Consider the following 26,158-nt stretch of genomic DNA (forward strand, 5'->3'; position numbering starts at 1 on the left):
CGGTCCTGCTACCAGCTGTTCTTGGTGATGGACGTGTACTCCCGGTTCCCGATCGGGTTCAGGGTCGAGCTAGACGGGTCACGTCATCACGCGGTGGACATGTTCGCGCAGGCGTTCACCGCGTTCGGGCGCCCGAAAGTCCTGCACTCGGACAACGGGGCACAGATGCGTTCGAGGGACCTGGCCGAGCTGCTGGACGACGTCGAGCAGGTCGTACAGGCCTCGTTCAGTCGCCCGCACGCATCGGACGACAATCCGTTCAGCGAGGCCCTGTTCAAGACCATCAAGTACGACCTGGACATGCCCGAGTTCTTCGCCACCGTCGAGGAGGCCCGCGCCTGGATCGAGGCCTACCTGCGTCGCTACGCCGCCGAGCACCACCACAGTGGCCTGGCCAACTTCACGCCCGAGCAGGTCTACACCGGCCAGGTCGAGACCATCCACGCCCAGCGCCAAGCCACGCTCGACAAGAACTACCGCGAGCACCCCGAGCGGTACCGCAAACCACCCCGCGCCAAGACACCACCGGGCACCGTCGGCATCAACCTGTCCAAGACAGGTTGACAACTTCCGTCGCACGCCAGGCCGATGTGACCAACCCGGGCGGATCCTGGTTCGCCCGTATGACGTCACGCCCGGTCCGGCATACGGCTCAGAAGTCGCACCCACCGAGGTCGCACCCGTCGCCGCACCCGTGCAACCCGTCCACGAGGTCGCCCGCGGAGGACACGAACTCCCCCACCCCCGAGGCGAGCTCGCCGAGGCCGTTGGACAGGGTGTCGACCAGGTCGAGGTCACCGAGGCCGCCGAGCCCGGCGCCGACGTCGACCAGCCCCGGCCCGTCGAACGCGTCGACGACCCGCACGACGTCGAGCCCCAGGTGCGACACGTCGGCGAGCAGCCCCACGCCGTGGATCCAGTCGAGGTCGAACGCCACGTCGGCCACCCCTGCGAGGTGCGCCCGCGCCGCCACCTCGCCGAAGATCCGCGACCACCGCTCGGCGCAGCCGAACACGATCGCGTAGGGCAAATAGCGCGAGAAGACGTCCCGCGCCTCCTCGAAGCGGATCTGGTCGGCCTCGGCGGTGGTGAGGTACTCGCGGAAGCCGAGGGTCTGCACCCGCACCGCCGTGCCTGCCGCCGTGCGGGGCGTGCGCCCACGACCGCCCCACAGCAGCAGCGCCGCCGACGCCACGAGCCCCAGCCCGGGCACGACCTCGAGCGGCCCGAACCGCCGCACCGTCACCAGGTCGATCAGCATCACCCCGAGCACCAGCAGGCCGAGCAGGAGCATGGGGATGCCCAGCCACCAGAGGCGCTTGTTGCGGTCCTGGGGGTGCTTGGCGTACCACCCGCGATCGACGACCTCGCGGTAGAGCCCGATCTGCGCCCGCCGCAAGGTCATCCCGAAGGACCCCTTGAGCGCCGACAGCCGCACCACGGGGCCGCTCGCGAAGAGCTCGCCGAGCAGCTCGGCCTCGAACGGGCGCAGCCGGCCGGATGGCGAGGGGGCGCGGGTCAGCTCCCAGTCGACGGCGGTCGAGGGCTCGTCCGTGCCGGGCGGGGTGGCCGTCGGGCTGGCTCCCCGGGTGGCGCCCTGCGGGTGGACGGCCGTGATGGTGAGGTGGCCGCGGACGGCGAGGTCGATGATCGTGGCGCTGATGTCGACCTGGTCGGCGCGCCCGTCCACGACCGTCCCCGCGATGCCGGGCGTGACGTCGTCGGGCGGGGCGAACCTCACGGCGACCGTGCCGCGCCACTCTCCCGGGCCCGCGAGCCGTCGGGTCCGTATGCCGTCCCCGGTCGCCGGCAGCTCGCCGGGTGTCACGCCGACGAACATCTCGTCGCGGCGGCGCCGCCGGAACCACACGAGCACGACGGCGACGAGCAGGAGCGGGGCCACCCCGAGGACGAGGAACCCGATGTCGATGCTGGCGGCGCTGTCGAGACCGCCCACCCTGCCGACGCTCGCGATCCTGGTCGTCCAGCTCATCGCTCTCTCCCCCTGGCTGCCTGCATCTGTCGTCGCCTCCTTGGACCTACCGGCGGCAGGTCCATCAGCCTGGCGGACGAAGGCCGGTCGATGCCTCTACCGGCGGTAGGTCCATCAGCCTGGCGAACGAAGGCCGGTCGATGCCGTTACCGGGGGTAGGTCACCAGGAGCCGCCGCCGCCGTCGCCGACGCCGCCACCGGAGAAGCCCCCGCCCCCGCCGAAGCCGCCCCCGCCGAAGCCGCTGCCCCCCGAGGAGCCCGGCGTGGACGTGAAGGTGCCCGCCGCCGACGTCGAGAACGAGTCGACCGCGTGCCCGAAGTCACCGAACCCGCCGAAGCCGCCGCCGTACCAGATGTAGAAGGTCGGCACACCCACGTCATAGCCGTCCATCCGGGCCATCTCGGCGACCTTGGCGAAGATCTGCGCCCAGCGATCGGCCACGCCGAACACCACCGCGTAGGGCAGGTAGCGGCTGAAGATGTCGAGGGCCTCGTCGTACTTGATCTGCTCGGCCTCGGCGGTCAGGAGGTACTCGCGGAAGCCCTTGGTCTGCTCGAGCACCGCGGAGCCGTCGGCCGTGCGGGCCGGGAGCTTCTTGATGAGCCAGCGCATGATGAACGGCACCGAGAACAGGCCGGCCGCGGCGACCATGACCGAGGGCACGGGCAGGTCGAAGCCCGCGATGCTGTCGCTGGTCAGGGCGCCCGCGAAGGAGCCGGCCCCGAAGAACATCCATCCGAAGATCAGCGCGAACGGCAACCAGGTCAGGCAGCCGAAGCCCTGGCGCACCCGCTCCGGCGACTGCCGGAACCAGCCGCGCTGTACGGTCTCGGAGTACATCTCCTGCTTGGCGATGGCCAGCGTGCCGGAGAAGTGGTTCTTGAGCTCGGACATCATCACGGGGGTGCCGTAGGCGAAGATCCCGTCGAGCACGGTGCGCTCGTACTTGAGCAGCCCGCGATCGCCCACCTTGGGGGTGCCGAGGTACTCGAGCCGCCAGTCGGAGGTCTGGAACCGGCCGCCGTCCTGGGTCTGCTCGATCCGCAGGTAGCCGCGCACCGCCAGGTCGATGACGGTGGCCGAGACGTCGATGGTGTCCGCGTGCTCGTCGTAGATCGTGCCGATGAGTCCCGGGGTCGCGTTGTCCGGCGGGTTGAACCGCACCGCCGTCACCGGCGCCTTGCCGCCACGCGTCGTCGGCACCTCCTGCCCCGGGGCCGGGAGCGTGTCGGGGGCCAGCCCGACATACCGCTCGTCCCGCCCTCGTCGCCAGACCAGGGCGCCCATGCCGGCCAGTGCCAGGAGGGGCGCGCCGACACCGATGCCGAGCTGGCTGAGGGTCCGCACCCGCGCCGACTCCGGCGAGATGTAGGGGCCGCCCGAGCCGGCGGACCCGGCGTCCCGGACGTCCTTGCTGACGTCGGTGAAGGCGCTGCGCGGCAGGAGCGCGACGATGCTCATGTTCTGCATGATCTCGAGGTTCTGCGCGCTGAACCGGGCCGGGTTGCCCGGCGTCGACTGGCAGGGCGTGTCGCTCTTGAAGGTGCCGTAGTAGCAGGCGGTCTTGCTGACGGCGCTGGAGCCGGGCCCGCGGACCGTCACCTCGACGGCGTCGAAGGGCACGCGCCAGGAGTTGCCGAGGACGTTGTAGTAGAGCTCGACGCCGTCCTTCTGCTCGTTGACGACGTGGGCGAGGTGGTACTTGAGGACGTAGCGCTCGGCCCCGGAGACGGTGCGGTTGGGCGACCCGACCCGTATGACGGTGGCGTCGCCCTGGTCGCGGACGCTCAGCTGGGCCGGGGCGCCGCTCGGGCTGCTGGCCGAGATGTCGCTGATCTCGTAGTGCCGCTCCTGCGAGGTCGCCCCGCCAGAACCCTCCGAGCCGGCAGACGTCTCCTCGGCCGGGGTGTAGCCCTGTGCCGTCGCGACCGTCCGCTCGATGCCGTGCCGGCCGCTGGTGTTGAACTGGTAGTCATAGGTCTCCGTCACCGAGACGCCGCCCTGGGCGTCCACGACGTAGTCGACGACGAGACGGGTGACCCGGTCACCGCCCGAGGCGGCGAACGACGGCCCGGCCCCGAGCAGGAGGGCCCAGACGGTGATCGCGAGGACCGCGAGCACCCGGGGCAGCGAGCGGGCCGGGACGCGCCGGACGCGCGAGCTCGGGGGTGCTCCCCCTGGTCGGATCGTGCTCGCCGGACGCGTCACGTCGTACCCCCTCGGGAATTGGCTGGACGGACCTCTGACGGCGAATCTATCCGAACCGCTCCCCCGGATCCGCCGACGGCCCGTCGATGTGTCAGCCGCGCCCGCGCTTGAACGCGTTGGACATCGCCCGTGCCGCCTCACGGTTGTCCTGCCGCTCGCGCAGCGTCTGGCGCTTGTCGTAGAGCTTCTTGCCCTTGGCGACCGCGATCTCGACCTTGGCGCGGCCGTCCTTGAAGTACAGCTCGAGCGGCACGATGGTGTGGCCGCTCTCCTGCGAGGAGGCAAAAATCTTGCGGAGCTCGTCGCGGTGCAGGAGCAGCTTGCGACGGCGGCGGGCGGCGTGGTTGGTCCAGGTGCCCTGGGAGTACTCGGGGATGTGCACGCCCTCGAGGTAGAGCTCGCCGTTGTACTCCTGCGCGAAGCCGTCGACGAGGCTGGCGCGCCCCTGCCGCAGCGACTTCACCTCGGTCCCGGACAGCACGATGCCCGCCTCCCACGTCTCCTCGATGTGGTAGTCGTGGCGCGCCTTCTTGTTGCGCGCGATCACCTTGGTGCCCTGCTCCTTGGCCATAGCGTCCCAGTCTACCTGCCGGTCACCTGGTCCCTGGAGCGAGTTCTCGAGGCGCCCCGCGACAGACCGGCTGCAGAGACCGTATGCCGACCGCGGCCGCCGCCAGGCGTGGCCGCCCGCCCGGCCGAGGGTCAGAGCCACTCCATCGGGTTGGTGAAGCGCCCGTCCACGATCGTCTCGAAGTGCAGGTGGCAGCCGGTGGAGTAGCCCGTCGTGCCCGAGTAGCCGAGCAGCTGCCCCTTGCGGACCGCGCCGCCCTGCACGGCGAAGGACGTCAGGTGGTTGTAGGTCGTCACCAGATCGCGTCCTCGAACGGTGCCGTGCTCGACCATGATCCGGTTGCCGTAGCCGGTGTTGAACCCGGCGGAGATGATCCGGCCGTCGGCGGCGGCGTAGATCGGTGCCCCGCACCCGGTGGAGAAGTCGGTGCCCGTGTGCAGCTTGTAGACGTGCAGGACGGGGTGCTGGCGCATGCCGTACGGCGACGTGATGCCTCCGGTCGCGGGGCGGCCGAGGATCCCGCCCCCCGGTGCGGGGTTGGCGGCCGGCGCTTCGACGGGTGGCGGTGCGGGGCGGCCGCGGCGGGCGGCGTCGGCGGCCTGGCGGGCGCGGTCCGCGTCGGTGGCGGCGCGTCGAGCGCGCTCGGCGGCCTCGGCGGCGGCCGCCGCCCGGGCGCGGGCGGCCCGGTCGGCCAGCTCGGTGCGGACGGCGTCGGCCTCCCGGTCCAGCTGGGCCAGCCTGGCGGTCTCGTCTGCCTTGCGGGCCTCGACGGCGGCCTTGGCGCGGGCGGTGGTGGCGACGAGCTGCTCCACGCGGGTGCGGGCGGCGGCGGCGTCGGCCTGGGCGTTCTCGCGGCCGCGGACGTTGTCGGCGGACTCGGTCTTGAGCTCGGCGACGCGTGCGCGGACGGCCTTGAGGCGGGCCTGCTTGGAGGTCTCGGCGGCGCGCACCGTGGCGAGGTCGCGGGCCGCCGAGGCACGCACGGACCCGACGGCCTCGAGGACGGAGTAGCGGGTGTAGAGGTCGTCGGGGGTCTGGGCCTCGACGAGCAGGGACAGGTCGCGCAGCTCGGCGCCGGGGTCCTGCATCTCGCTGGCGACCTGGCCGATCGCCTCGGTCGCGGACACCATGGAGGCGCGTGTGCGGGCCAGGTCGTCACGGGCAGTCGTCTCGTCGGCGCGCGCCTGCTCGAGCTGGGCGGCCAGCTCGGCGTCGCGACGACGGGCCGCCTCCAGGGCGGACGTGGCGGCCGCCTCGGCGGCACGCGCCCCGGGCAGCTGGCGCTCCGCCGTCACGAGCTCGGCGTAGGCGTCGGCGAGGGCGGAGGAGGTGACCTCGAGCGTCCCCCGGAGCGTTCCCATGTCCCGCTCCAGGGCGGACCGGCGGTCGCGCAGGTCGTCGTCGGAGTCGCCACGCACCTGGGCGGCGTGCGCCGGCGCCGCGAGGAGGACCGACGGCAGCACCGGGAGGGCGGCGGCGAGGGCACAGGCCAGGGCGACGGAGCCGCGATGGAGACGGCCTCGGTGGAGCACGCTCATGTCTGACGTCCTGGGGGTTCCGGGGGCGATGGCGGTCGAGCACGAGGTCGGTGCCGAGCGACACCGCCTCCACGTTGGTACCACCAGCACCAGCAGTCGCACGACCACCGACCTCGCACGGAACCTCCCCGAGACGCTTTTGTCACCCGTCCGCGACCTCTGACCATGCGAATGGCCTAAGAATGACGGCGGCCCCGTCCGTCATACGCGCAGATAACGACGCAGCGTGACCAGCGAGGTCAGGAGGGCCACGACCAGGGCGGTCAGGAACAGCCAGGGCGCGACGCGCCACAGGTCACCCTGGTCGACGACGGCGATGCCGCCGAGGATCGTGAGCTGGCCGGCCTTCTGCCCGACGAACCACGCGAGGACCCCCCACAGCAGACCGGTGGCCAGGGCCGCGCCGAGCAGCGAGGCGACGACCGTCTCGATCACGAACGGCGCCTGGATCGTGGCCGCGCCCGCCCCGACGAGGCGCATGATGCCGGTCTCGCGCCGCCGGCTGTAGGCGGACTGCCGGATCGTGGTCGCCACGAGGAGCGTGGCGCAGAGGAGCATGACGCCCGCGAGCGCGATCGTCGCGACGGTCAGCGTGCTGAGCAGGTCGATGAGCGGCTCGACGACCTTGCGCTGGTCCTCGACCTTCTCGACGCCCGGGGAGCCCTGGAAGGTGCTGGTGATCTGGGGGTACTGCTGCGGGTCCTTGAGCCGGACGCGGTAGGACGCCTTGAGCTGCTCGGGACGCGTGCTCTGGACCAGCGGGTTATCGCGGAACTGCTCCTTGAACCGGTCGTAGGCCTCCTGCTGGCTCTCGAAGTAGCGCTCCTGCACGATCGGCATCGCGTCGAGCTGCTTCTCGAGGGCGGTGCGGTCGGCGTCGGTGGCGGCGCCCTTGGAGCACGCGGCCTCGGCGGACGTGGCGTTGCACAGGATGATCGAGACCTGGATCTTGTCGTACCAGTAGCCCTTCATCGTCTGGACCTGCTGGTAGCTCAGCAGGCCGATGCCGAGGAACAGCAGGCTGACCATGGTGACCAGGGCGACCGACACGGTCATCGACAGGTTGCGGCGCAGGCCGGTCCAGGCCTCGCCGAGGATGAAGCCGAGCCTCATCGGTCCCCCTCCTCTGTGGGCTCGAGCGAGCCCGTGGACCGGGCCGTATGCCGGGACGCGCCGCCGTCAGGTCCGCGGAGCCCGGTCGCGCGAGTGAGGGCGTACTCGCCCCGCTCGTCGTCGCGGACCAGCCGCCCTTCGTCCAGCTCGAGCACCCGCCGGCGCATGGCGTTGACGATCTCGTCGTCGTGGGTGGCCATCAGCACGGTCGTGCCACGGCGGTTGATCTGGTCGAGCAGGTTGATGATGTCCAGGCTCGTCGCGGGGTCGAGGTTGCCGGTGGGCTCGTCGGCCAGCAGGATCGAGGGCCGGTTGACGATGGCGCGGGCGATGGCGACGCGCTGCTGCTCGCCGCCCGACATCTCGTGCGGCAGGCGGCGGCCGAGGTCCTGCAGGCCGACCATCTCGAGGGTCTCCCCCACCTGGCGCCGGATGTCGCGGCGGCGACCGCCGATCACCTGCAGGGCGAAGGCCACGTTGTCGGTGACGGTCTTGGCCGGCAGCAGCCGGAAGTCCTGGAAGACGCAGCCGATCTCGCGGCGCAGGGCGGGCACGTCCCGGCGTGGCAGCCGCTCGAGCTCACGGCCGGCGACCTGGACCCGGCCCGAGGTGGCGGTCTCCTCCTTGAGCACCAAGCGCAGCAGCGTGGACTTCCCGGAGCCGGACGAGCCCACGACGAAGGCGAACTGTCCCCGCTCGATGCTGGCGCTGACGTCGTCCAGGGCGGGCCGCGTGGTGCGCGGGTAGACCTTGGACACGTGGTCGAACCTGATCATCGCGTGGCGCGCCCCGTCCTCGTCCCGTCGGCCGCCGCCGGGTCAGGTCGCGACCCACGGCACAGGACGAGCCTAGGCCGACCGGGGGGACGAGCGCCGCACGTCTTGCCGACTCGGCGTTGCGGACGGCGACCGGCGGTGACGATGCGTCAGGACCTGCCGGCGGAGGAGGGTCAGGAGGTGCTGGCCCGCGAGTGCTCGGCGAGGAAGGCCTCGACGTCGTCCTTGGCGGTGACGAGGTCGAGGTGGCGCGTCTCGCGGTGGACCTTGATGGCCGCGATGCGCTGGCCGCGCAGGGCGAGCTGCTGGGCCTGCTCGTCGAGCACCGGGCGCGCCTGCGGCAGGTGGTTGGGGTCCATGCCGGCGAACTTGGCCAGCATGGCGACCTGCTCCTCGAGCAGCTCGACGCGGCGGCGCAGCAACGCGACCTCACGACCCGACGAGTCCCCCCACAGCAGTGCCATGGGGTCAGCCTAGGTCACGGTCAGGTCACGTCGGAGTGAATACTGGGCCTCACCACCCGGATGCCGCCTGATGGACGACGCACGGGTGACGCGGTGCTCCACGACGACTACCCAGCGTCGACTACTCGGTGTCGTTGGCCTTGTTGCGGCGCCAGCGGATCCCGGCCTCGAGGAAGCCGTCGATGTCGCCGTCCAGCACGCCCGAGGTGTTGCCGACCTCATGCTCGGTGCGCAGGTCCTTGACCATCTGGTAGGGGTGCAGGACGTAGGACCGCATCTGGTCGCCCCAGCTCGCCTTGACGTCGCCGGCGAGCTCCTTCTTCTTGGCGTCCTCCTCCTGCTTCTTCTGCAGGAGCAGGCGGGACTGCAGGACGCGCAGCGCAGCCGCGCGGTTCTGGATCTGGGACTTCTCGTTCTGCATCGACACGACGATGCCGGTGGGGATGTGCGTCATCCGGACCGCGGAGTCCGTGGTGTTGACCGACTGACCACCGGGGCCCGAGGAGCGGAAGACGTCGACCTTGAGCTCGTTCTCGGGGATCTCGACGGTGTCCGTGGTCTCGATCAGCGGGATCACCTCGACGGCGGCGAAGCTCGTCTGGCGGCGTCCCTGGTTGTCGAACGGGCTGATCCGCACGAGGCGGTGCGTGCCGGCCTCGACGGACAGGTTGCCGAAGGCATAGGGCACGTTGACCTCGAAGGTCGCGGACTTCAGGCCCGCCTCCTCGGCGTAGGACGTGTCCATGACCTTGGTCGGGTAGCCGTGGCGCTCGGCCCAGCGCAGGTACATCCGCATGAGCATCTCGGCGAAGTCGGCCGCGTCGACGCCACCGGCGCCCGAGCGGATCGTGACGACGGCCTCGCGCTCGTCATACTCCCCCGACAGCAGGGTGCGGACCTCGAGCTCGCCGACGGCCTTGGTGATGGAGACCAGCTCGCGCTCGCACTCGGCGAGGGTGTCGGCGTCGCCGCCGTCCTCGGTCGCCATCTCGACGAGCACCTCGAGGTCCTCGATGCGCTGGTCCATCTCGACGACCCGGTCGCGCTCGGTGTTGGCGCGGGACAGGGCGCTCGTGACCTTCTGCGCGGCGTCGGGGTCGTCCCACAGGTCGGGGGCGCTGGCCTGCTTCTCGAGCTCGGCGATCTGACCCGCCAGCGCGTCCAGGTTGGTCACCTCGCGCACCGACGCCATGGTCGCGCGGAGGTTCTTGATCTCTTCGGAGAAGTCGACAGCCACAAAGCAACAGCCTACCGCCCGGGTGCAAACCGCCCGCTCAGCGCAGGTGACGCAGGTAGCGCTCGGGGCCGTCGAGGAATCGGCGGTAGTGGTCGACGAGGTCGAGGTCCTCCCACGCCGCGGGACGGTAGCCGTCCTCGTCGAGCTGCAGCAGCGTCGCCCCGGGCAGGCTGGCGAGGACCGGCGAGTGCGTCGCCAGGAGCACCTGGCTGTCGCCGCGCTCCATCAGCCCGAGCAGCACCGCCAGCAGGTGCAGCTGGCTCGTGAACGACAGCGCAGACTCCGGCTCGTCGAAGACGTAGAGCCCGAACTTGTCGGTGAACCGGTGCCCGGTGAACAGGTCGAGGAAGCCCTCGCCGTGCGAGCGACCGTGGAAGTCCTCGCCGAACATCCCGTCGACGTAGGTGTAGAAGGAGTGCATCGTCTCGGCCCGCAGGAAGAACCCCCACCGCGTCGCCGACCCCGCGTGCCGCACCAGCTGCAGGTGCTGGTGCAGCGGCGACTCGCTGGGCCGCGTCGTGTGCTGCGCGCCGGTCGACCCGCCCTCGGGGTTGAGGCCGTAGGCCATCGCGATCCCCTCGACCAGCGTCGACTTGCCCGCGCCGTTCTCCCCCACCAGCACGGTGGCCGGACCCAGGTCCAGCCCCTCCCGCAGCAGCTGGGCGACGGCCGGTATGTCGAACGGCCAGACGTCGTCGCGGCGCTCCGGCACCTCGCCGGTGACCCGCGCCTCGACCCTGCGCAGGGGTAGCCGGACGTCGTGCCAGGCCTCGGCGGTGGGGCGGCGCGGCGTCATACGGCCATGCTCCCCCATCGCCAGGTCGTCGGCCGGGGTGGGATCGGGGATGCTGGGGCGATGAGACTCCTGATCCTCGGCGGGACCGCCTTCCTCGGCCGCGCCGTCGCTCGAGCGGCCGTCGGCCGTGGGCACGACGTGACCTGCCTCGCCCGCGGCACCGACGCCGTCGCCGAGGGCGCCCACCTGGTTCGGGCGGATCGCGATCACGAGGACGCGCTGGTCCCCCTCCGTGAGGACCTCTGGGACGCGGTCGTCGACGTCACGCGCCAGCCGGGCCAGGCCCGCCGGGCCGTCCGCGACCTCCGGGCGCGGCACTGGGTCCTGGTGTCGACGGGCAACGTCTACGCCCGCTTCGACCAGCCGGAGCAGGGCGAGGAGGCCGAGCTGCTCGACGCGCTCGAGGGTGACGTGATGGCCGACATGAGCCAGTACGGCCCCGCCAAGGTGGCCTGCGAGCGCGCGGTGAGCGAGGGCCACGACAGCTGGACGATCGTCCGCGCGGGTCTCATCGGCGGCGCGGGGGACACGTCCGGCCGCTCAGGCTACTACCCCTGGCGCTTCGCCCACCCCACCGGTCCCGACGTCCTCGTGCCGCCCGACCTCACCTTTCCCGTGGCCCTCGTCGACGTGGAGGATCTCGCCTCCTGGCTCGTCGACTGCGCCGAGCGGCGCACGCAGGGCGTGTTCAACGCGACCGGGCCGACCACGACCCTGCAGGACGTCCTCGAGGCGTCGCGGACGGTGACCGGCAGCGATGCCGCCGCGCGCCCCGTCCCGGCCGAGACGCTCCGCGAGGCCGGCGTCAGCGCCTGGATGGGGCCCTCGTCGCTCCCCCTGTGGATCGACGACCCGGGGTGGCGGTGGTTCGCGACGCTCGACTCGACGGCGGCGCGCCGCGCGGGCCTCCGCACGCGCCCCCTGGCGGCCACGCTCGCGGCGGCCCTGGACCACGAGAACCAGCGTCGTGAGCCCCGCGCCACCGGCCTGACCGACGACGAGGAGCTGGCCCTGCGGCGCCGGCTGACGTGACCGCTCGGCGGGCGGCCCGCGCCCAGGCGGTTCCCGCCGAGGCGCCGGCGCCCGGCATACGGCCCCGGTCCCCGACATGCGTGTGGCGTGGCCGTCTCAGGGGAACAGCCACGCCACACGGGTCGTGATGGCCTGCCGCGGCAGACCGGGTCAGCAGGTCAGACGAACAGCGAGGCGACCAGGACCGAGAGCAGACCCATCACGGAGATCAGGGTCTCCATGATCGACCAGGTCTTGATGGTCTCGGAGACCTTGAGGCCGAAGTACTCCTTGACCAGCCAGAAGCCGGCGTCGTTGACGTGCGAGAAGAACAGCGAGCCCGAGCCGATCGCGAGGACCAGCAGCGAGGTCTCGCCGCTGCCCATGCCGGCGACCAGCGGGGCGACGATGCCGGAGGTGGTGACCGTGGCGACGGTCGCGGAGCCGGTCGCGAGGCGGATGACCACGGCGACGAGCCAGGCGAGGAGCAGCACGGACAGGCCGGAGCTCGCCATCCCGTCGGCGAGGAGCTTGCCGATGCCGGTGTCGACCAGCACCTGCTTGAAGCCACCACCGGCGGCGACGATCAGGATGATGCCCGCGATGGGGGGCAGCGAGGACTCGACGCTCTTGGTGAGCTCGGCGCGGGTCCAGCCGGCGCCGCGGGAGAAGGTCCACATGGCGACGAGCGCCGCGATGAGCAGCGCGATCAGCGGGGTGCCGAGGAAGTCGAGGCTGACGCGGATCAGGTTCTTCTTGTCGCTGATCAGGATGTCGGCGAGCGCCTTGCCCATCATGAGGACGACGGGCAGCAGCACGGTGAACAGCGTGATGCCGAAGCCCGGGCGACGACCGGTGGTGTCCTCGCGGGACTCGAACAGGTCCGGCGCGGGCACGTCGACCCAGCGGCCGGCGATGGTGCCGAAGACGGGGCCGGCGACGATCAGGGCGGGGATCGCGAGCAGGACGCCGAGGGCCAGGGTCAGGCCGAGGTCGGCCTTGAGGACGCCGATGGCGGCGAGCGGGCCGGGGTGCGGCGGCACGAAGCCGTGCATGACCGACAGGCCGGCCAGGGTCGGGATGCCGATCCTGATCAGCGACTGGCCGGAGCGGCGGGCCACGAGGTAGATGACCGGCATCAGCAGGACGAGGCCGATCTCGAAGAACATCGGCAGACCGATGAGGGCCCCGACGCCGGCCATCGCCCACGGCAGCGCGGCCGGGGAGGCCTTGCCGACGATGGTGTCGACGATCTCGTCGGCGGCGCCGGAGTCGGCCATCAGCTTGCCGAAGATCGCACCGAGGGCGATCAGGGTGCCGACGCTGGCCGCGGTCGAGCCGAAGCCCTTGGTGAAGGACTCGACGGCGGTGTTCATGTTGAGCCCGGCGACGGCGGCCACGGCCAGCGACCCGATGGTCAGGCCGAGGAAGGGGTGCATCTTGAACTTGGTGATGAGCAGGACGATCAGCGCCATGCCGATCAGCGCGGCCGGGATGAGGCGGCCCGCGGGGATCGCGGCGGCTGCTTCCCCGGCCTGGGCCAGGGAGATCAGGGTGGTGGTCATGCTGGGCGACATCCTTGTCTGTCAGGGCTCTTCGTCGTCGCGGGGGCGATCGAGAGGGTGGGTCGGGTGGTGCTGGAGCGGTCCGTATGACGTAGTGGTGGGGGCCTCGGGGGCGGGCGCCTCGTGGGCGTGGGCCTCGGGGGCGGGTGCCTCAGGAGGCGGCGGGCACGACGGGGTCGCCGGGCAGTGCCTGAGCCGGGAAGGCGCGGACGTAGTCGTCGATGATGACGTCCACGGGCAGGGCGAAGTCGATCGCCACGCCCGCCTCGCCCTCGCGGAGCGGCTCGAGCGTGTCGTACTGCGAGTCGACGAGGGAGGCGGGCATGAAGTGACCCGGGCGTCCGGCGACCCGCGCGGCCACGACCTCGCGGTCGCCGTGCAGGTGGAGGAAGGTCAGCTCGGGGGCGCCGCTGCGCAGGATGTCGCGGTACTTGACCTTGAGGGCGGAGCAGCCGATGACGGCACCGGTCTCCTCGTGGTCGCGCAGCCAGGTCGCGAGGCGGAACAGCCAGGGGCTGCGGTCGTCGTCGTCGAGGGGGATGCCGGCCGCCATCTTCGTGACGTTGGCCTCGGGGTGGAAGTCGTCCGCGTCGGCGAACGGGACGCGCAGCCGCTGCGCGAGGGCCGCACCGGCGGTGGTCTTGCCGCAGCCGGTGACGCCCATGACGACGACACGTGGGGCGCGGGTCCGCGCGCCGTCCGTGCCGATGTCGGAGGAGCTCATCGTCGAAGCCTCCAGGTCTTGGGGACACGCCTCGTCGCGCGTCGAGAGCACCAGCATGCAACCTCTTGGCAGACGATTTCAAGACCTTGGGCAAAATATGTATGACGATTGACCCGTATGGGCTGCCAAACGTCACTGTGTGGGACGATCGAGCCATGCCCCCCGCACCCTCCCGATCCAGCCTGCACGACATCGTGGTGGAGCGCCTCGGTCGCTCCATCGTCTCCGGGGAGCACGCGCCGGGCACGGTCCTGCGGGCCGACCTGCTCGAGGAGAGCTTCGGCACCTCGCGGTCGGTCGTCCGTGAGGCAGCCCGCGTCCTGGAGGCCATGGGCCTGATCGCGACCCGCCGCCGGGTGGGGATCACGGTGCAGCCGCGGGCGGCGTGGCAGGTCTTCGACCCCCGCATCATCCGGTGGCGCCTCGACGGCACCGAGCAGGACCGCGCCGAGCAGCTGCGCTCCCTCAACCAGCTCCGCGCCGGAATCGAGCCCATCGCGGCCGGCCTCGCGGCGCAGCACGCGACCCCCGAGCAGGCGGGCACGCTGGTCGGCTCGGTCATGGAGATGGCCCGCTGGGCCAAGGCCCAGGACCTCGAGGCCTATCTCGAGGCGGACGTCGTCTTCCACACCACCTTGCTGCGGGCCAGCGGCAACGAGATGCTCGCGGCACTGGACGGCGTGGTCGCCGAGGTCCTCGCCGGGCGCACCCACCACGACCTGATGCCCGTCGACCCCAACCCCGAGGCGATCCGCCTGCACGGCGACGTCGCCCAGTCGATCCAGTCCGGCGACGCGCTCGCGGCGACGCGGGCGATGCAGGAGATCATCGACGAGGCCGCCGCCGCGGTCGCCGCCGTCGTCGGATCCTGACGGCGGGCGCCGGCATACGGCCAGTGGGCACGACCAGGCGCACGGCCGGCGCGACGCTGGGCACTGAGTCTGCGGCCAGGCCCATCCGTGGATTCCGTGAGGTGGAATGGCCCGAGACGGCCGGGCTGCGCGTGTCACCGTGAGGGCCGCCCGAGCTCGTGATCATCGGGGTGAGCGGCCTCTTCTACGGCCTGATGTTCACGCCGGTCCTGATCGTGGCCTTCGGGTTCCTGGTCAACCTCTTCGAGCGCGGCTACACGTCCCTGGCCTACGCCTACTCGCCCGAGCTGTTCGACACCGACGCCCGCTCGCTCGGGACGGGATTCAGCTACGGACTCGGTCGACTGTCGAACGCCGCGGGCCCGTTGGTCATCACCTCGATCTACACCTCGTCCGGCTATCGCTCGGTGTTCTTCTTCATCGCCGCCACCTGGTTCGTCGGAGCGCTGGTCCTCGCCTTCTTCGGGCCGCGAACGCGGGAGCTCGCGACCGCCTGACCGCAGGTCAGCGCACCGCCGAGCGAGCGCGGGACACGACGGTCACGTCCACTCCCCCGCCGAAGGCCTCGACCACGCTGCCGACGATCGGCAGGTCCACGTGACCGGTCACCTCGACCACCGCGGTCTCCCCGTCCGGGCTGCCCGTCCGCCCACCCAACGACCAGGACCGCACCAGGTGGGGTCGCCGCTCCGCCGACAGGTGCTCACCGGCGACCTCGGCGACGCCCGCGCTCGTGACGGGGACCATCGAGGGCAGGCCCTGGGTGTAGACGCGGTCCTCGTCGATGCGGTCGGCCGCGTCCAGCGCAGCCGAGTCCGCGGCGTCCCACAGCTGGGTGCGGGCCAGCTGCACGGCCGTGATGTCCACACCCACCACGATGAGCATGGCGGCGACCAGCATCATCCCGAGGGACAGCAGCGAGATCGACCCGCGGTCCTCCTCGTCGGTGCCCACGCCCGGGCTGGAGGCGTTCTCACGAGCACCGGTCGCCCCGGGCGCGGACCACCTCACGACTCGCCCCGGAAACGCTCGACGGTCGCCAGGTGCTCACCGTGCACCACGACCTCCGACGGCACCACGCCCCGCACGAAGTCAGGCACCAGCGGCAGCGGGACGCGCAGCGTCGTGGTCGCCCGCACCCGGGCGTCCGGCCCGAGGCAGGGATCGTCCAGGCACGCGACCTGGACCTCTCCGGCCGCGAAGCCGTAGTCCTCGAAGATGATGCGCGCCGCCGCCTGCGCCCGTCCCTGCGCGGCGTCCACGTCGCGGGACTCGGCGAACACGCGGCCCGCGTCGCGGGCGGCCCCGGACACGGCATACGCACCGGCCTGGAGCTGGGCCAGGGTCATGACGAGGTAGAAGAGCGGGACGAGCAGGAGCACCGAGACGCCGATCAGCTCCAGGCTCGCCGACCCGCGGTCGCCCTGCTCGCGCACGTCCCGGCCGAGACGGCGGCGCAGCCCCGGCAGCCGGCTCGGCCGGTTGTGCTGCTGCGGCCGGTCGAGCGAGGTCACGACGGTTCCTGCCCTTCCCGATAGGCCCGTCCCGACACGGTCAGCTGCCCGGCCGGCCCCAGGGTGCCGATGACCGGCAGCGGCGCCCGGATCGTCACCTCGACGACCTCGGCACCACCGGAGGAGGTGACGCGGGACGAGACGTCCTGGGCGTAGCGGTCCGTGGTGAACCCCCGCACGAGCTCCTGCGCCCGTCCGACCGCCGCCCCGGGATCCACGTCCGCGCGGGCGCCGTAGCGGGCGCCCTCGACCGCGCACTGCACGAGGGTGTTGCGCACGTGCAGCGCGACGGCGACCTGGACCACGCCGAGCACGAGGACCATGAGCAGGACGGTGACCATGGCGTACTCCGCCACGGCCGAGCCGCGCTCGGGGTCGTCGCGCACGGGGTGGTCGCGCTCGGGGTGGTCGCGCTCGGCGACCCGCAGGAGGGCAGGGGTCACCGGTCAGCCGCCGATGGTGGCCATGGCCTTCTCGAACAACCCCGTCAGGGCGGGCTTGGCCACGAGCGCGAGGGCCGCGACCAGACCCGCCGTCATCAGCGTGATCATGACCCAGCCGGGCACGTCGCCCCGCTCGCGGTCACGGTCGTCGTGCAGCCGCGCACCGAGGACGTGCAGGGTGGCGGTGGTCCGGGTCAGCAGGGCGAGCCCGGCGTCGGTGAGGTGGTGCATGTCGTCCTCCGTGAGGGTGTGGATGGGTCAGACGGTGAGGGTCAGGAGCTGGAGACCGGGGAAGACCGCGAAGAGCACGGTCACCGGCAGGATGAGGAAGACGACGGGCGTCATCATGGCGATCTCGCGCCGGCCGCCCTCCTCCATGACGGCGCGACGGCCCTGCTCGCGCACGTCCTGCGCCTGCGAGCGCATGACATCGGCGAGCGGGGTGCCGCGCTCGACGGCGATGACGATGCCGTCGACGAAGCGGGCGAGGCCCGGGAGCCCGGTGCGGTCGGCCAGGGACTGCAGGGCGGCGGGCAGCGACGACCCCGCGCGGGCGTCGGCGAGGCAGTGGCGCAGCTCCTCGGCGAGGTCCCCGCCGGAGAGCCGGCAGACGCGGTCCAGGGCGCCGGAGGCACCCTCCCCCGCGCTCACGGACAGGGCGAGCAGCTCTGCGACCGTAGGGAACTCCTGCAGGATGCGTTCCTCACGGCTGCGGACGGCGCGGCTGAGCAGGTGGTCGCGCAGGACGACCCCGGCCGCGGTCGCCACGACGACGAGCACCACGGCCGGCACCAACGCGCCCCGGTCGCGAGAGACGGCGACGGTGGCCCCGACCGCGCCCAGGACGGCTCCCCCGGCGCCCCACAGCACCTGCTGGGCGCGAAAGCCCTCGACGTCGGGCACCTGGCCGGAGCGCTGCAGCCGTCGCCGCACCGACTCCTGCCCGCCGAGCGCGAGGTCCAGCCAGGCCCCGGCGCGCACGAGCCAGGGCTGCAGGAGTGCCAGCAACCCACGGTCGTCGAGCTCTCGGCCCACCGCAGGGGGTGGGAGCGCCACGTCCTGCAGGTATGGCGCCACCCGGTCGTCGATCGTGGGTCGGCGCCGTGCGGGGAGGCGGCGCCATACGAGCAGGACACCCGTGGCCCAGGTGAGCCCGAGGGCGGCGCCGGCCCACGACCAGTCGGCCAACCAGCTCATCGCAGCACCCTCCGCTCCTCGGGGAGGCGCCCGATGCGCATCATCAGCTGGTAGGCGATCACCGTGACGACGGCGCCGGAGGCCAGGACGACGGCCCCGAGCGGGGTGCCGAAGGGCTGCAGCGACGCAGGGCGGGTGGCCATCGTGGCCAGGACGACCCAGGGTGCGGCCACGGCGAGCCGGGCCGCGTTGACGGTCCAGCTCTGGCGGGTCTCCATCTCGGCGCGGGTGCGGGCGTCCTCGCGCAGGAACGAAGAGAGAGTCCGCAGCAGGCGCCCCAGGTCGCTGCCGCCGACCTCACGGGCGAGCCGCATCGACTCGACCAGCCGGTCACCGACCGGATCCGCGAGCTGTGCCTTGAGGCGGTCCAGGCAGTCGCCGAACCGTCCGGTCACGCGGTAGTCGTCGGCGAACGCCGCGAACGCCGGCCGCAGCGGCTCCGGGCCGCGGACCGCCAGCTGAGCCAGGGCCTCGGGCAGCGCCAGCCCCGCGCGCACGCCCGAAGCGATGTTGTCGACGGCGTCCGGCCACAGGTCGCGCAGGAGCATGCGGTGCCGGCGTGCCCGCCCGCGGACCACCGCCAGCGGGGCGTAGCCGGCGATCACCGCGAAGCACACGGCGACGGGGACCACGCCCGTGGTCGCCCAGGACGCCACGAAGGTGATGAGGCCGAGGAGGGCGCAGCCCGTCACGACCTGGGCAGGTGTCACCGAGCGCAGGTCGGCCTGCACCAGCTCGTCGCCCAGGCGGGCCAGCCGAGGCCCACGCACCTGCTCGACCCGGTCCTCGGACGGCACCCAGCAGGACCACCAGATGCAGAACAGCCCGAGGCCGAGGAGGAGCCCCACCGCGAGGCCGCTCATGATCGCGGTGCTCCGAGGATGGCGGTGACGTCGTGCCCCGCCCGCTCGAACCGGTCCAGGTGGGGCGGGAACCCGTCGCTGCGCACGAGCTCGTCACCGCGCCGGGTGAACAGGTCGGCGACCTCGATGACGTCGTCCTCGACCCGGCCGGGCACGGCGACGATCTCGCGCACCCGCCGCGTCCCGTCACGCTCCAGGGCGACCTGCACGACGACGTCGATGCTGCCGGCGACGGTGGGGACGACGAAGCGGGAGCCGACGTTCTCCCCGGCCAGCAGCGGCAGGGTGCACATCTTGGTGATGGCCTCGCGGGCGGAGTTGGCGTGGATGGTCGCCATGCCGGGCAGGCCGCTGTTGAGGGCGATCAGCAGGTCGAGGCTCTCGGCCTGGCGGACCTCCCCCACGACGATCCGCGAGGGCCGCATGCGCAGGGCCTCCTTGACGAGACGCCGCAGCGGGATCTCGCCGGTGCCCTCCAGCGAGGACTGGCGGCACTGCATGGCCGCCACGTCGCGGAGCGGCAGCTGGAGCTCGAACACCTCCTCGCAGCTGACCACCCGCTCCCGCGGCGGGATCGCCGAGGCCAGGCAGTTGAGCATGGTGGTCTTGCCGGCCTGGGTGCCGCCACTGACCAGGACGTTGAGCCCGGAGGCGACCGCGGCGGCCAGGAAGTCGGCCGCGTGCCGGGTCAGGGTGCCCAGCCGCACGAGGTCGTCCAGGTGGGTCGCCTTGGCCACGAACCGGCGGACGTTGACCTGCCAGTGCTCGCGGGACACGTCGGGGATCACGACGTGCAGGCGCGAGCCGTCCGGCAGGGACGCGTCGACGAACGGGGACGAGAGGTCCACACGTCGCCCGGAGGACTTGAGCATGCGCTCCACGAGGTCGCGGACGCCGTCGGCGGTGAGGATCGTCGGGGTCAGCTCGCTCACCCCGTCCCGGGCGACGAACACCTTGCCCGGCTCGTTGATCCAGATCTCCTCCACCAGAGGGTCGTCGAAGTACGGCTGCAGCGGACCGAACCCGGCCACCTCGTCCACGATGCGCTTGGCGGTGAGGTCGACGTCCTCGAGCGGCGGCAGCCCGGCGGCGATCGCCCGCTCCTCGTAGTCGTCGATGGCCCGGGCGACGAGAGCGGTCACGCGGGCGCGATCGGCCACGGGGTCGACGCCGTCGCGCCTGATCGCGTCCCTGACCTCTGCCTCGAGGGTCGTGCTCGTCTGCACCATGGCTCCTTGCTCCGGGTCCCTCGAATCTAGGGAGATTCCGGGCGTCACAGGCTCCGTCCACCTGAATGGCTGTGGATGTCACGGAGTGCGCGTCACCGTTCCTCCGGTCCTGTGGATGACGCCCAGGGCCTGTCGGTGGCGGCCTGCACAGTGGGCCCGACGCGGGAGGAGGACGCAGTGCGAGTGGAGCTGAGGGTGCAGTCGGCCGGGGTGGAGTCGGTCGTGGCCGTCACGGCCCCGCCAGGCACGCCCTGGTCGACGGTGCGGCCGCTCCTGGCGACGGCCGTCGGAGGCGACCCAGGGACCGTATGGCGCCTCGGCCCCGCCGTGATCCCGGACGGCGCCGTGGTGGGTCGGCCGCCCCTGGTGCGGGGAGCCCGGGTGAGCGACCGGCCCGACGTCGGGGACGCGTCCGCCCCCGCGAGACCGCCGTCGGCGTTGCACCTCGTCACCGTGGGCGGGCCGGATGCCGGGCGCGTGGTGCCGCTGCCCGCAGGACCGCACGTCGTCGGCCGCGACCCGACGTCCGACATCACCCTCGACGACCCGGAGCTGTCCCGCCGTCATGCCGTCGTCTCGGTGGACGACGACGGCGTGCTCCTGACGGACTGCGGCTCGACCAACGGGTCTCACGTCGACGGGGAGGCGGTCGAGGGGTCGGTGGCCCTGACGGTGGGCACCCGGGTGCGCCTCGGGAGCTCCGTCGTGTCGGTCCGTCGCAGCGCCCGCCGTCAGCGTGCCGAGCCTGACGGGGAGGGCCACCTCGTCGTCCACCCGCTCCCGACGGTCGTGCCGCGTCCCGAGGACGTCGTCCTGGAACGTCCCAGGCCCCCCGCCGGGGCAGAGGGCCGGAGCTTTCCGTGGTTGACCCTGCTGCTCCCGTTGATCGCCTCGGGGGTGCTCGCCTGGGTGATGCACTCGCCCTACCTCCTGCTCTTCGGCCTGCTGGGCCCGGTGATGGTGCTCGGCACCTATCTCACGGACCGTTCGGCCCGGGGTCGTCGGGCTCGAGCCGAGCGCGAGGACCACCGGGCCGCCGGTGCGGACCTCGACCGGCGTCTGGCCGAGGTCCTGGCTGACGAACGCGTGAGACGCGAGCAGGCGTCGCGGGATCCGGCGGCGGTCCTGATGACCGCCCGGCTCGAGGCGCCCGGGCTGTGGTCCCGACCCGCCGGGGCGACGGTGCCGCTGGTCGTCCGGCTCGGCCGCGCCCGGCTGCCGGCCCGCGCGGCCGTCCGCGAGCCGGACGGCGCCCTGACCCGGCCCTCCCTGGACGACGTCCCGGTCGACGTGGACCTGGCGGAGGCCCGCATCATCGGCCTGAGCGGACCCGGCGCGATCGGCGTCGCGCGGGCCGTCGTGGGCGCCCTCACCGTCGAGTGCCCTCCAGATTCGCTGACCATCGACGTGGTGGCCGGCTCGCCCCGCCAGGCCCGGTCGTGGGAGTGGAGCCGCTGGCTGCCGCACCGTTCGCAGCGGCCGACGACGCCCGTGCCCGTCGTCGGCACCCAGGCGGCCTCCGACCTGATCGAGGAGCTGCTCGGGAACGACGTCCTCGGCAGCCCGCACGCGGCTGGATCACCCCGGCACCTGGTGGTGGTCGCCGGGCTCGACTCGGCCGGGCTGGACGAGCTGCTCGCTCGGCTCCTGTCCGGGGTGGGAGGTGAGTCGGTGCTGGTCCTGACCGTCGCGGAGCAACCGGACCGGCTCCCGGCGTCGGCCGGGGCCTGGTTGCGACTCGATCCCGATGGCCGGGCCTCAGTCGGTATGCCGGGCGGAGGTCTGGTCTCGGGCGCCGTCCCCGACGCGGTCGGACCCAACGTGTCGTGGGAGCTGGCGCGAGCGCTCGCGCCCTTGCGGGCGTCCACCTCGGGCGCGGCGGCCATCACCCCCGACCTGGTGACCCTGGCCGACGTCAGCCCCGTCGGGCTGGACAGCCCGACCGACGTGGCCGCGGCCTGGACCCGGCCCACCCGGCACCCCCTCGCAGCGCTCGGCCGCTCGGCAGGCGGCCCGATCACCCTCGACCTCGCCGCCGACGGCCCGCACGTGCTCGTCGGCGGCACCACCGGGGCCGGCAAGTCCGAGCTGCTGCAGACCCTCGTCGCGGGGCTGGCTCTCGCGCTGCCGCCGGACGAGCTCACCCTCGTGCTGCTCGACTACAAGGGTGGGGCGGCCTTCGCCGAGTGCGCCGCCCTGCCGCACACCACAGGACTCGTCACGGACCTCGACCCCCACCTCGCCCGTCGAGCCCTCACCTCGCTGCGCGCCGAGCTGACCCGCCGCGAGCGTGCCCTGCGTGCTGCCGGCGCGGTCGACCTGGAGGCCTACCAGCGGGTCCGCCGGCCCGGCGACCCGCTCGTGCCCCGGCTGGTGATCGTCGTCGACGAGTTCCGGGTCCTGGCGCAGGAGCTCCCGGACTTCGTGCCGGGGCTGCTCACCGTCGCCACGATCGGTCGCTCCCTGGGCGTCCACCTCGTGCTCGCGACGCAGCGACCGGCAGGTGTCGTCACGCCCGACATCCGTGCCAACGTCAACGCTCGCATCGCCCTGCGCATGCGTGACCGCGCCGACTCCGAGGACGTCATCGAGGCACCCGACGCGGCCCGGATCAGCGACCGGCTGGCCGGTCGCGCGCTCTGGCGGACCGGCGACGGAAGCCTTCGAGCCTTCCAGACCGCGTGGGCCGGAGCACCGGCCCTCGTCACGACCGGCGACGTAACGGTGGAGCTCGAGGACGGGCGACGCGTGTCCTCCGCCCGGAACGGACCAGACACCCAGCTCGCGGCCCTCGTTCGCGCCACCTGCGAGGCGGCCGTGGGACGGTCCCGACCGGCCAGTCCCTGGCTCGCGCCGTTGCCTGATCTCGTCCACCCCGCCGACCTCCCGCCCGACCCCGGCCCGAGCGACGGCCACGGCGCCCTGCCCCTGGGCCTGGTGGACCTCCCGCACGAGCAGCAGCAAGCGGTCTGGCACTACGACCTGCAGGCCGGTCGTCACCTCGCCGTGGTCGGGACCCACCGGACCGGCCGCACGAGCCTGCTGCGGAGCGTCGCGGTCGAGGCGGTCTCGCGACACACCGCAGACCAGCTGCACCTGCACGTCGTCGACGGAGACGGCGGGCTCGGCGACCTCGAGACCCTGCCCCACTGCGGCACTCGCGTGACGCGTGCCGACCCGGGTCGCGTCCTGCGTCTCCTGCAGCTGCTCGCCGCCGGGCTGCACCCCACCGTGCCCTCCGAGGTTGCCTCCGACGACGCGCACCCGACCGTCCTGGTCCTCGTCGATCGGTGGGACGCCGTCCTCGCCGGCGCGGACCCTCTCACCGGTGCCGCCCTGCAGGACGCCCTGACCGGCCTCCTGCGCGACGGGCCCGGGCACGGCCTCGTCGTGGTGCTCGCCGGTGATCGCTCGTTGCTGACCTCGTCGATCGCGACCCACCTGGGAGAGCGTCTGCTGCTGCGGCTCGCCGACGCGACGGACCTGGCCCTGTGCGGCGTCCCGGCCTCGGCCCGCCCGGACCACCAGCCTCCCGGGCGCGGCATCCGGGCCACGGACCACGCCGAGGTCCAGGTCGTCCTCACCGAGCCGAACGACGTGCGGCAGCTCGCCCGTGACCTGGTGCCGGCCCGTCGGCGACCACCGCTGGCCCTGCGACCGCTGCCGGCCATGGTCACCGACGACGCTCTGCGGCAAGCAGATCCGCGCGCCTTCGGGCTCGGCGGGGACACCGCCACCCCCGTCGCGCTGGACCTGGCCCTCCGGCCGGTCGTCACCGTGTGCGGCCCACCGGGCAGCGGACGCAGCACCACCCTGATCACCCTGGCGCAGGCATCCGGGCGGCCGACCGAGCAGGTGCTCGTCATCGCTGTCGGCCCCTCTCCGGTGGCCGCGTGGGCCGTCTCGGGCTCCGCAGCCAGCGTCCTGGGCCCGAGCGACGACGAAGCGCTGCGCCGGCACCTCGCCCAGCAGCCCGCGACGCTGGTCCTCGTCGACGATGTCGAGCGCCTGCTGGACAGCCCCGTCGAGCAGGTCCTGGTCGAGCTCGCGCGGCACGCCGTCAGCCACCCCGGTGGGGCCGCCGTCGTCGCCGCGGGCACCACCCAGCACCTCGCTGCGACCTACCGCGGCCTCGCCACGGAGCTCCGCCGCGCCGCCACCGGCATCGTCCTGCAGCCACGCCACGCCTCCGACGGCGACCTCCTCGGCGTCGCCCTCCCCCGCCTGCACGGACCCCCACCTGGTCGCGGCGTCCTGGTCGATCGTGGCCGCACCCTCGTCGTGCAGGTCGCGCTGACCCACCGCCTGCAGGGACAGGGCACAATCGACGGGTGACCACCCGCCTGAGCCCGACGACGCGCTTCGCCGTGGTCGCCGCGGGCGGGATCGGCGGAGCGCTCCTGCGAGCAGGCATCAGCGAGCTCGTCCCCTACGACGCGGGCCACTTCCCCACCTCGCTCCTGCTCACCCAGGCGATCGGCTGCGGGCTGGCCGGCTTCCTCACGCCCTACCTGCTGCGCCGCGGACCCCTGTGGTCACTCGCCTTTCTCACCGGGGCGCTCGCGTCCTTCACGACCTTCGGCCTGTTCACCGGCCAGGTCATCCTGCTCGCCCCGCAGCGACTCGCGACCGCCGTCGTCTACCTCCTCGCCACCGTCCTGGTCGGCGTCGCCGCCGCCGTCGCAGGCCTGCACCTCGCGATGAGGCTGATCGAGCGCCCCGACCGCTCCGACCGTCCGGGCGGTTCCGGGGGGCCACGCTCGGCCGTGCGCCGGCAGGCCTCCACCGGCACCCACCCCGTCCAGTCCCGCGACCCGCGCGAGCACACCTCGCCCGTCCGCGCCGCCCGTCCGAGGTGGCGCCGATGAGGCTCGTCGACACCCTGTGCCTCGCCGTCGGGGCCGGGCTCGGCTCCATGGTCCGGTATGCCGTCGCGCTGCGCGCCCCATCCCGAGAGGACCTCCCCCGCGGCGCCGTCGCGACGACCGCGGTCAACGTCACGGCGTCGCTGCTCATCGGCATGATGCTGCACTGGTTCGTCGCCGGCGGCCTCGCGCAGCCGCTCTATGCCCTCGTCGGGATGGGCTTCGCCGGCAGCCTCGGCAGCTGGTCGCCGCTGGCCGTCGGGTGCGCCGAGCTCGTGCACCGCCGGGAGTGGACGTTGCTCGGTACCTACCTCGGCGGCAACGTGCTCGGTGGGGTGCTGGCCGCCACCCTGGGCTGGGCCGTCGCCGGCGCCTGACGCCGGCGGACCGTCATACGGCTGGTGCTCGCCTCGGAGACGCAGGCAGGGGGCCGACGCCGGCTCGGGGTCCGGGTCGGCGCGGGGGTCGAGGTCGGGGTCGCCGCCTCAGGCGTCGACGCCCGAGCCGTGGGGACGGGAGAGCACGATCCCGGCGATCGCCACGGTGACGCCCAGCAGCACCAGCGCGGCCAGCACGACCTCGCCGCTCTGCCACAGGCTGATCCCCACCGGCACGAGCAGCACGTGCCACAGCACCGTCGGGGTGCGCGGCCACCTGCTCCCGCGCCACAGTCCCCGCGCCAGCGCCACGAAGCCCGCCGCGGCCAGGAGGAACAGCACGAGCTCGACCACGCTCCGCGCCACCTCGTCGGTGCCACCGGACCCGATCTGCACTGCCCAGTAGCCCGCGGCCACCACGGCCACGACCGCCTGGATCGCCAGGACGAGGGCCGACCAGAGTGCGGCCCCGGCGCTCGTGGCCGCGCCTCGCGCTGGTTTGCTGCTACTCAACGTGACCAATCCTCTTCAATCGTGACCAAAGGTCAGGTCCGATCGCACGATCGGCCCTGAATTCGTCCCAGCCTCTAGTCAACGAGGCATGTTCTTACTAAGGTTGCTAGTCGGCGTGCGACGAGCTTTGCTCGATCAAACGGTACCCACAAGCGTAGGCGACAGCTTCTGACGCCCACCCCTTGTGCCACAGATGCGGCAGATGTGATGGTGGACGAGAGCGGGGCGGAACACGCTGGGCATGTCCATCGTTGGACCCAACATCTCCCACACCCCACAAGGGTACGG

26 protein-coding genes are annotated in these 26,158 nt (G+C 72.7%); 7 read left to right on the forward strand and 19 right to left on the reverse strand.

The genetic code is table 11. The features are described from left to right. A partial coding sequence (locus K313_RS0110255) for a DDE-type integrase/transposase/recombinase (RefSeq protein WP_029211546.1) occupies positions 1-564 on the forward strand: 564 nt, incomplete at its 5' end. Between the two features lie 88 nt (positions 565-652). Here K313_RS0110255 and K313_RS20755 read toward each other — a convergent pair. The 9 genes from K313_RS20755 to K313_RS20760 all read right to left on the reverse strand — a co-directional run bounded on the left by K313_RS20755 (position 653) and on the right by K313_RS20760 (position 10,697). Continuing rightward, the gene (locus tag K313_RS20755; RefSeq protein ID WP_029211547.1) at positions 653-1,993 is read right to left on the reverse strand and encodes a DUF2207 domain-containing protein; all 1,341 of its coding nucleotides are present in this window, start codon (positions 1,991-1,993) and stop codon (positions 653-655) included. A 160-nt stretch (positions 1,994-2,153) separates the two neighbouring features. Next, positions 2,154-4,202, reverse strand: a complete 2,049-nt coding sequence (locus K313_RS24210) for a DUF2207 domain-containing protein (RefSeq protein ID WP_205621849.1) — start codon at positions 4,200-4,202, stop codon at positions 2,154-2,156. 91 nt (positions 4,203-4,293) lie between these two features. Beyond that, positions 4,294-4,773, reverse strand: coding sequence for an SsrA-binding protein SmpB (smpB, locus tag K313_RS0110270; protein WP_019287690.1), 480 nt, complete (start codon positions 4,771-4,773; stop codon positions 4,294-4,296). 131 nt (positions 4,774-4,904) lie between these two features. Then, positions 4,905-6,311 (reverse strand): peptidoglycan DD-metalloendopeptidase family protein, encoded by a 1,407-nt coding sequence (locus K313_RS24705; protein ID WP_029211549.1) that lies wholly within the window; start codon positions 6,309-6,311, stop codon positions 4,905-4,907. Positions 6,312-6,512: 201 nt separating this feature from the next. Further along, positions 6,513-7,424, reverse strand: coding sequence for a permease-like cell division protein FtsX (gene ftsX, locus K313_RS0110285; RefSeq protein ID WP_019287687.1), 912 nt, complete (start codon positions 7,422-7,424; stop codon positions 6,513-6,515). Further along, positions 7,421-8,200 (reverse strand): cell division ATP-binding protein FtsE, encoded by a 780-nt coding sequence (ftsE, locus tag K313_RS0110290; protein WP_029211550.1) that lies wholly within the window; start codon positions 8,198-8,200, stop codon positions 7,421-7,423. Before ftsE ends, ftsX begins: the two co-directional genes overlap by 4 nt. A gap of 173 nt (positions 8,201-8,373) precedes the next feature. After that, positions 8,374-8,664: a hypothetical protein gene (locus tag K313_RS0110295; RefSeq protein ID WP_019287685.1), complete on the reverse strand. Its 291-nt coding sequence runs from the start codon at positions 8,662-8,664 to the stop codon at positions 8,374-8,376. A 121-nt stretch (positions 8,665-8,785) separates the two neighbouring features. Continuing rightward, a complete protein-coding gene (gene prfB, locus K313_RS0110300) occupies positions 8,786-9,901 on the reverse strand; it encodes a peptide chain release factor 2 (RefSeq protein ID WP_019287684.1) in 1,116 nt (371 codons plus the stop codon). A 37-nt stretch (positions 9,902-9,938) separates the two neighbouring features. After that, complete coding sequence (locus K313_RS20760; protein ID WP_051274094.1) at positions 9,939-10,697, reverse strand: AAA family ATPase; 759 nt, start codon at positions 10,695-10,697, stop codon at positions 9,939-9,941. A 60-nt stretch (positions 10,698-10,757) separates the two neighbouring features. Between K313_RS20760 and K313_RS0110310 the strand changes: the two genes are divergently transcribed. Next, entirely contained in the window at positions 10,758-11,729 is a 972-nt protein-coding gene (locus K313_RS0110310) for an NAD-dependent epimerase/dehydratase family protein (RefSeq protein WP_029211552.1), read from the forward strand. Positions 11,730-11,887: 158 nt separating this feature from the next. Here the strand turns inward: K313_RS0110310 and K313_RS0110315 are convergent, their stop codons facing one another. Both K313_RS0110315 and K313_RS20765 read right to left on the reverse strand, forming a co-directional pair. Further along, positions 11,888-13,273, reverse strand: coding sequence for a GntP family permease (locus tag K313_RS0110315; protein ID WP_029211553.1), 1,386 nt, complete (start codon positions 13,271-13,273; stop codon positions 11,888-11,890). 151 nt (positions 13,274-13,424) lie between these two features. Continuing rightward, entirely contained in the window at positions 13,425-13,997 is a 573-nt protein-coding gene (locus tag K313_RS20765; RefSeq protein WP_051274095.1) for a gluconokinase, read from the reverse strand. Positions 13,998-14,152: 155 nt separating this feature from the next. On the opposite strand from K313_RS20765, the gene K313_RS0110325 reads away from it, so the two are divergent. Continuing rightward, entirely contained in the window at positions 14,153-14,869 is a 717-nt protein-coding gene (locus tag K313_RS0110325) for a FadR/GntR family transcriptional regulator (RefSeq protein WP_029211555.1), read from the forward strand. A 170-nt stretch (positions 14,870-15,039) separates the two neighbouring features. Next, positions 15,040-15,366 carry an MFS transporter gene (locus K313_RS0110330; RefSeq protein WP_240483969.1) on the forward strand — a complete coding sequence of 109 codons (327 nt, stop codon included), beginning with the start codon at positions 15,040-15,042 and terminating at the stop codon, positions 15,364-15,366. 7 nt (positions 15,367-15,373) lie between these two features. Here the strand turns inward: K313_RS0110330 and K313_RS0110335 are convergent, their stop codons facing one another. The 7 genes from K313_RS0110335 to K313_RS0110365 are packed head-to-tail and all read right to left on the reverse strand — an operon-like array spanning position 15,374 to position 20,115. Then, positions 15,374-15,823 carry a pilus assembly protein TadG-related protein gene (locus K313_RS0110335; protein ID WP_034252802.1) on the reverse strand — a complete coding sequence of 150 codons (450 nt, stop codon included), beginning with the start codon at positions 15,821-15,823 and terminating at the stop codon, positions 15,374-15,376. Positions 15,824-15,876: 53 nt separating this feature from the next. Next, positions 15,877-16,383, reverse strand: a complete 507-nt coding sequence (locus K313_RS0110340; RefSeq protein ID WP_029211558.1) for a hypothetical protein — start codon at positions 16,381-16,383, stop codon at positions 15,877-15,879. After that, a complete protein-coding gene (locus tag K313_RS0110345) occupies positions 16,380-16,826 on the reverse strand; it encodes a TadE/TadG family type IV pilus assembly protein (RefSeq protein WP_019287676.1) in 447 nt (148 codons plus the stop codon). Before K313_RS0110345 ends, K313_RS0110340 begins: the two co-directional genes overlap by 4 nt. Before the next feature lie 3 nt (positions 16,827-16,829). Then, positions 16,830-17,057: a hypothetical protein gene (locus tag K313_RS0110350; protein WP_019287675.1), complete on the reverse strand. Its 228-nt coding sequence runs from the start codon at positions 17,055-17,057 to the stop codon at positions 16,830-16,832. A gap of 27 nt (positions 17,058-17,084) precedes the next feature. Then, positions 17,085-18,023 carry a type II secretion system F family protein gene (locus K313_RS0110355; RefSeq protein WP_034252781.1) on the reverse strand — a complete coding sequence of 313 codons (939 nt, stop codon included), beginning with the start codon at positions 18,021-18,023 and terminating at the stop codon, positions 17,085-17,087. Continuing rightward, positions 18,020-18,886, reverse strand: a complete 867-nt coding sequence (locus K313_RS0110360; RefSeq protein WP_029211561.1) for a type II secretion system F family protein — start codon at positions 18,884-18,886, stop codon at positions 18,020-18,022. Before K313_RS0110360 ends, K313_RS0110355 begins: the two co-directional genes overlap by 4 nt. Continuing rightward, positions 18,883-20,115, reverse strand: a complete 1,233-nt coding sequence (locus tag K313_RS0110365; RefSeq protein ID WP_029211562.1) for a TadA family conjugal transfer-associated ATPase — start codon at positions 20,113-20,115, stop codon at positions 18,883-18,885. The genes K313_RS0110360 and K313_RS0110365 overlap by 4 nt, the downstream gene beginning before the upstream one ends. A gap of 177 nt (positions 20,116-20,292) precedes the next feature. On the opposite strand from K313_RS0110365, the gene K313_RS0110370 reads away from it, so the two are divergent. The 3 genes from K313_RS0110370 to K313_RS0110380 are packed head-to-tail and all read left to right on the forward strand — an operon-like array spanning position 20,293 to position 25,357. Further along, positions 20,293-24,450 (forward strand): FtsK/SpoIIIE domain-containing protein, encoded by a 4,158-nt coding sequence (locus tag K313_RS0110370; RefSeq protein ID WP_169516835.1) that lies wholly within the window; start codon positions 20,293-20,295, stop codon positions 24,448-24,450. Then, complete coding sequence (locus K313_RS23940) at positions 24,447-24,983, forward strand: fluoride efflux transporter FluC (protein ID WP_029211564.1); 537 nt, start codon at positions 24,447-24,449, stop codon at positions 24,981-24,983. Before K313_RS0110370 ends, K313_RS23940 begins: the two co-directional genes overlap by 4 nt. Continuing rightward, entirely contained in the window at positions 24,980-25,357 is a 378-nt protein-coding gene (locus tag K313_RS0110380; protein ID WP_029211565.1) for a fluoride efflux transporter FluC, read from the forward strand. The genes K313_RS23940 and K313_RS0110380 overlap by 4 nt, the downstream gene beginning before the upstream one ends. 108 nt (positions 25,358-25,465) lie before the next feature. Here K313_RS0110380 and K313_RS23490 read toward each other — a convergent pair whose 3' ends face one another. Beyond that, the gene (locus K313_RS23490; RefSeq protein ID WP_156911295.1) at positions 25,466-25,870 is read right to left on the reverse strand and encodes a hypothetical protein; all 405 of its coding nucleotides are present in this window, start codon (positions 25,868-25,870) and stop codon (positions 25,466-25,468) included. Positions 25,871-26,158: the final 288 nt, after the last annotated feature.

The sequence above is a fragment of the Arsenicicoccus bolidensis DSM 15745 genome (assembly GCF_000426385.1).
Classification (GTDB): domain Bacteria; phylum Actinomycetota; class Actinomycetes; order Actinomycetales; family Dermatophilaceae; genus Arsenicicoccus; species Arsenicicoccus bolidensis.

Bases quoted from the DNA above. Each gene is read 5' to 3' on its own strand.
- K313_RS20755 (WP_029211547.1), bottom strand. From the start codon at position 1,993: ATGAGCTGGACGACCAGGATCGCGAGCGTCGGCAGGGTGGGCGGTCTC.
- smpB (WP_019287690.1), bottom strand. From the start codon at position 4,773: ATGGCCAAGGAGCAGGGCACCAAGGTGATCGCGCGCAACAAGAAGGCG.
- K313_RS24705 (WP_029211549.1), bottom strand. From the start codon at position 6,311: ATGAGCGTGCTCCACCGAGGCCGTCTCCATCGCGGCTCCGTCGCCCTG.
- ftsX (WP_019287687.1), bottom strand. From the start codon at position 7,424: ATGAGGCTCGGCTTCATCCTCGGCGAGGCCTGGACCGGCCTGCGCCGC.
- ftsE (WP_029211550.1), bottom strand. From the start codon at position 8,200: ATGATCAGGTTCGACCACGTGTCCAAGGTCTACCCGCGCACCACGCGG.
- K313_RS0110295 (WP_019287685.1), bottom strand. From the start codon at position 8,664: ATGGCACTGCTGTGGGGGGACTCGTCGGGTCGTGAGGTCGCGTTGCTG.
- K313_RS20760 (WP_051274094.1), bottom strand. From the start codon at position 10,697: ATGACGCCGCGCCGCCCCACCGCCGAGGCCTGGCACGACGTCCGGCTA.
- K313_RS0110310 (WP_029211552.1), top strand. From the start codon at position 10,758: ATGAGACTCCTGATCCTCGGCGGGACCGCCTTCCTCGGCCGCGCCGTC.
- K313_RS0110315 (WP_029211553.1), bottom strand. From the start codon at position 13,273: ATGACCACCACCCTGATCTCCCTGGCCCAGGCCGGGGAAGCAGCCGCC.
- K313_RS20765 (WP_051274095.1), bottom strand. From the start codon at position 13,997: ATGAGCTCCTCCGACATCGGCACGGACGGCGCGCGGACCCGCGCCCCA.
- K313_RS0110325 (WP_029211555.1), top strand. From the start codon at position 14,153: ATGCCCCCCGCACCCTCCCGATCCAGCCTGCACGACATCGTGGTGGAG.
- K313_RS0110350 (WP_019287675.1), bottom strand. From the start codon at position 17,057: ATGCACCACCTCACCGACGCCGGGCTCGCCCTGCTGACCCGGACCACC.
- K313_RS0110355 (WP_034252781.1), bottom strand. From the start codon at position 18,023: ATGAGCTGGTTGGCCGACTGGTCGTGGGCCGGCGCCGCCCTCGGGCTC.
- K313_RS0110360 (WP_029211561.1), bottom strand. From the start codon at position 18,886: ATGAGCGGCCTCGCGGTGGGGCTCCTCCTCGGCCTCGGGCTGTTCTGC.
- K313_RS0110365 (WP_029211562.1), bottom strand. From the start codon at position 20,115: ATGGTGCAGACGAGCACGACCCTCGAGGCAGAGGTCAGGGACGCGATC.
- K313_RS0110380 (WP_029211565.1), top strand. From the start codon at position 24,980: ATGAGGCTCGTCGACACCCTGTGCCTCGCCGTCGGGGCCGGGCTCGGC.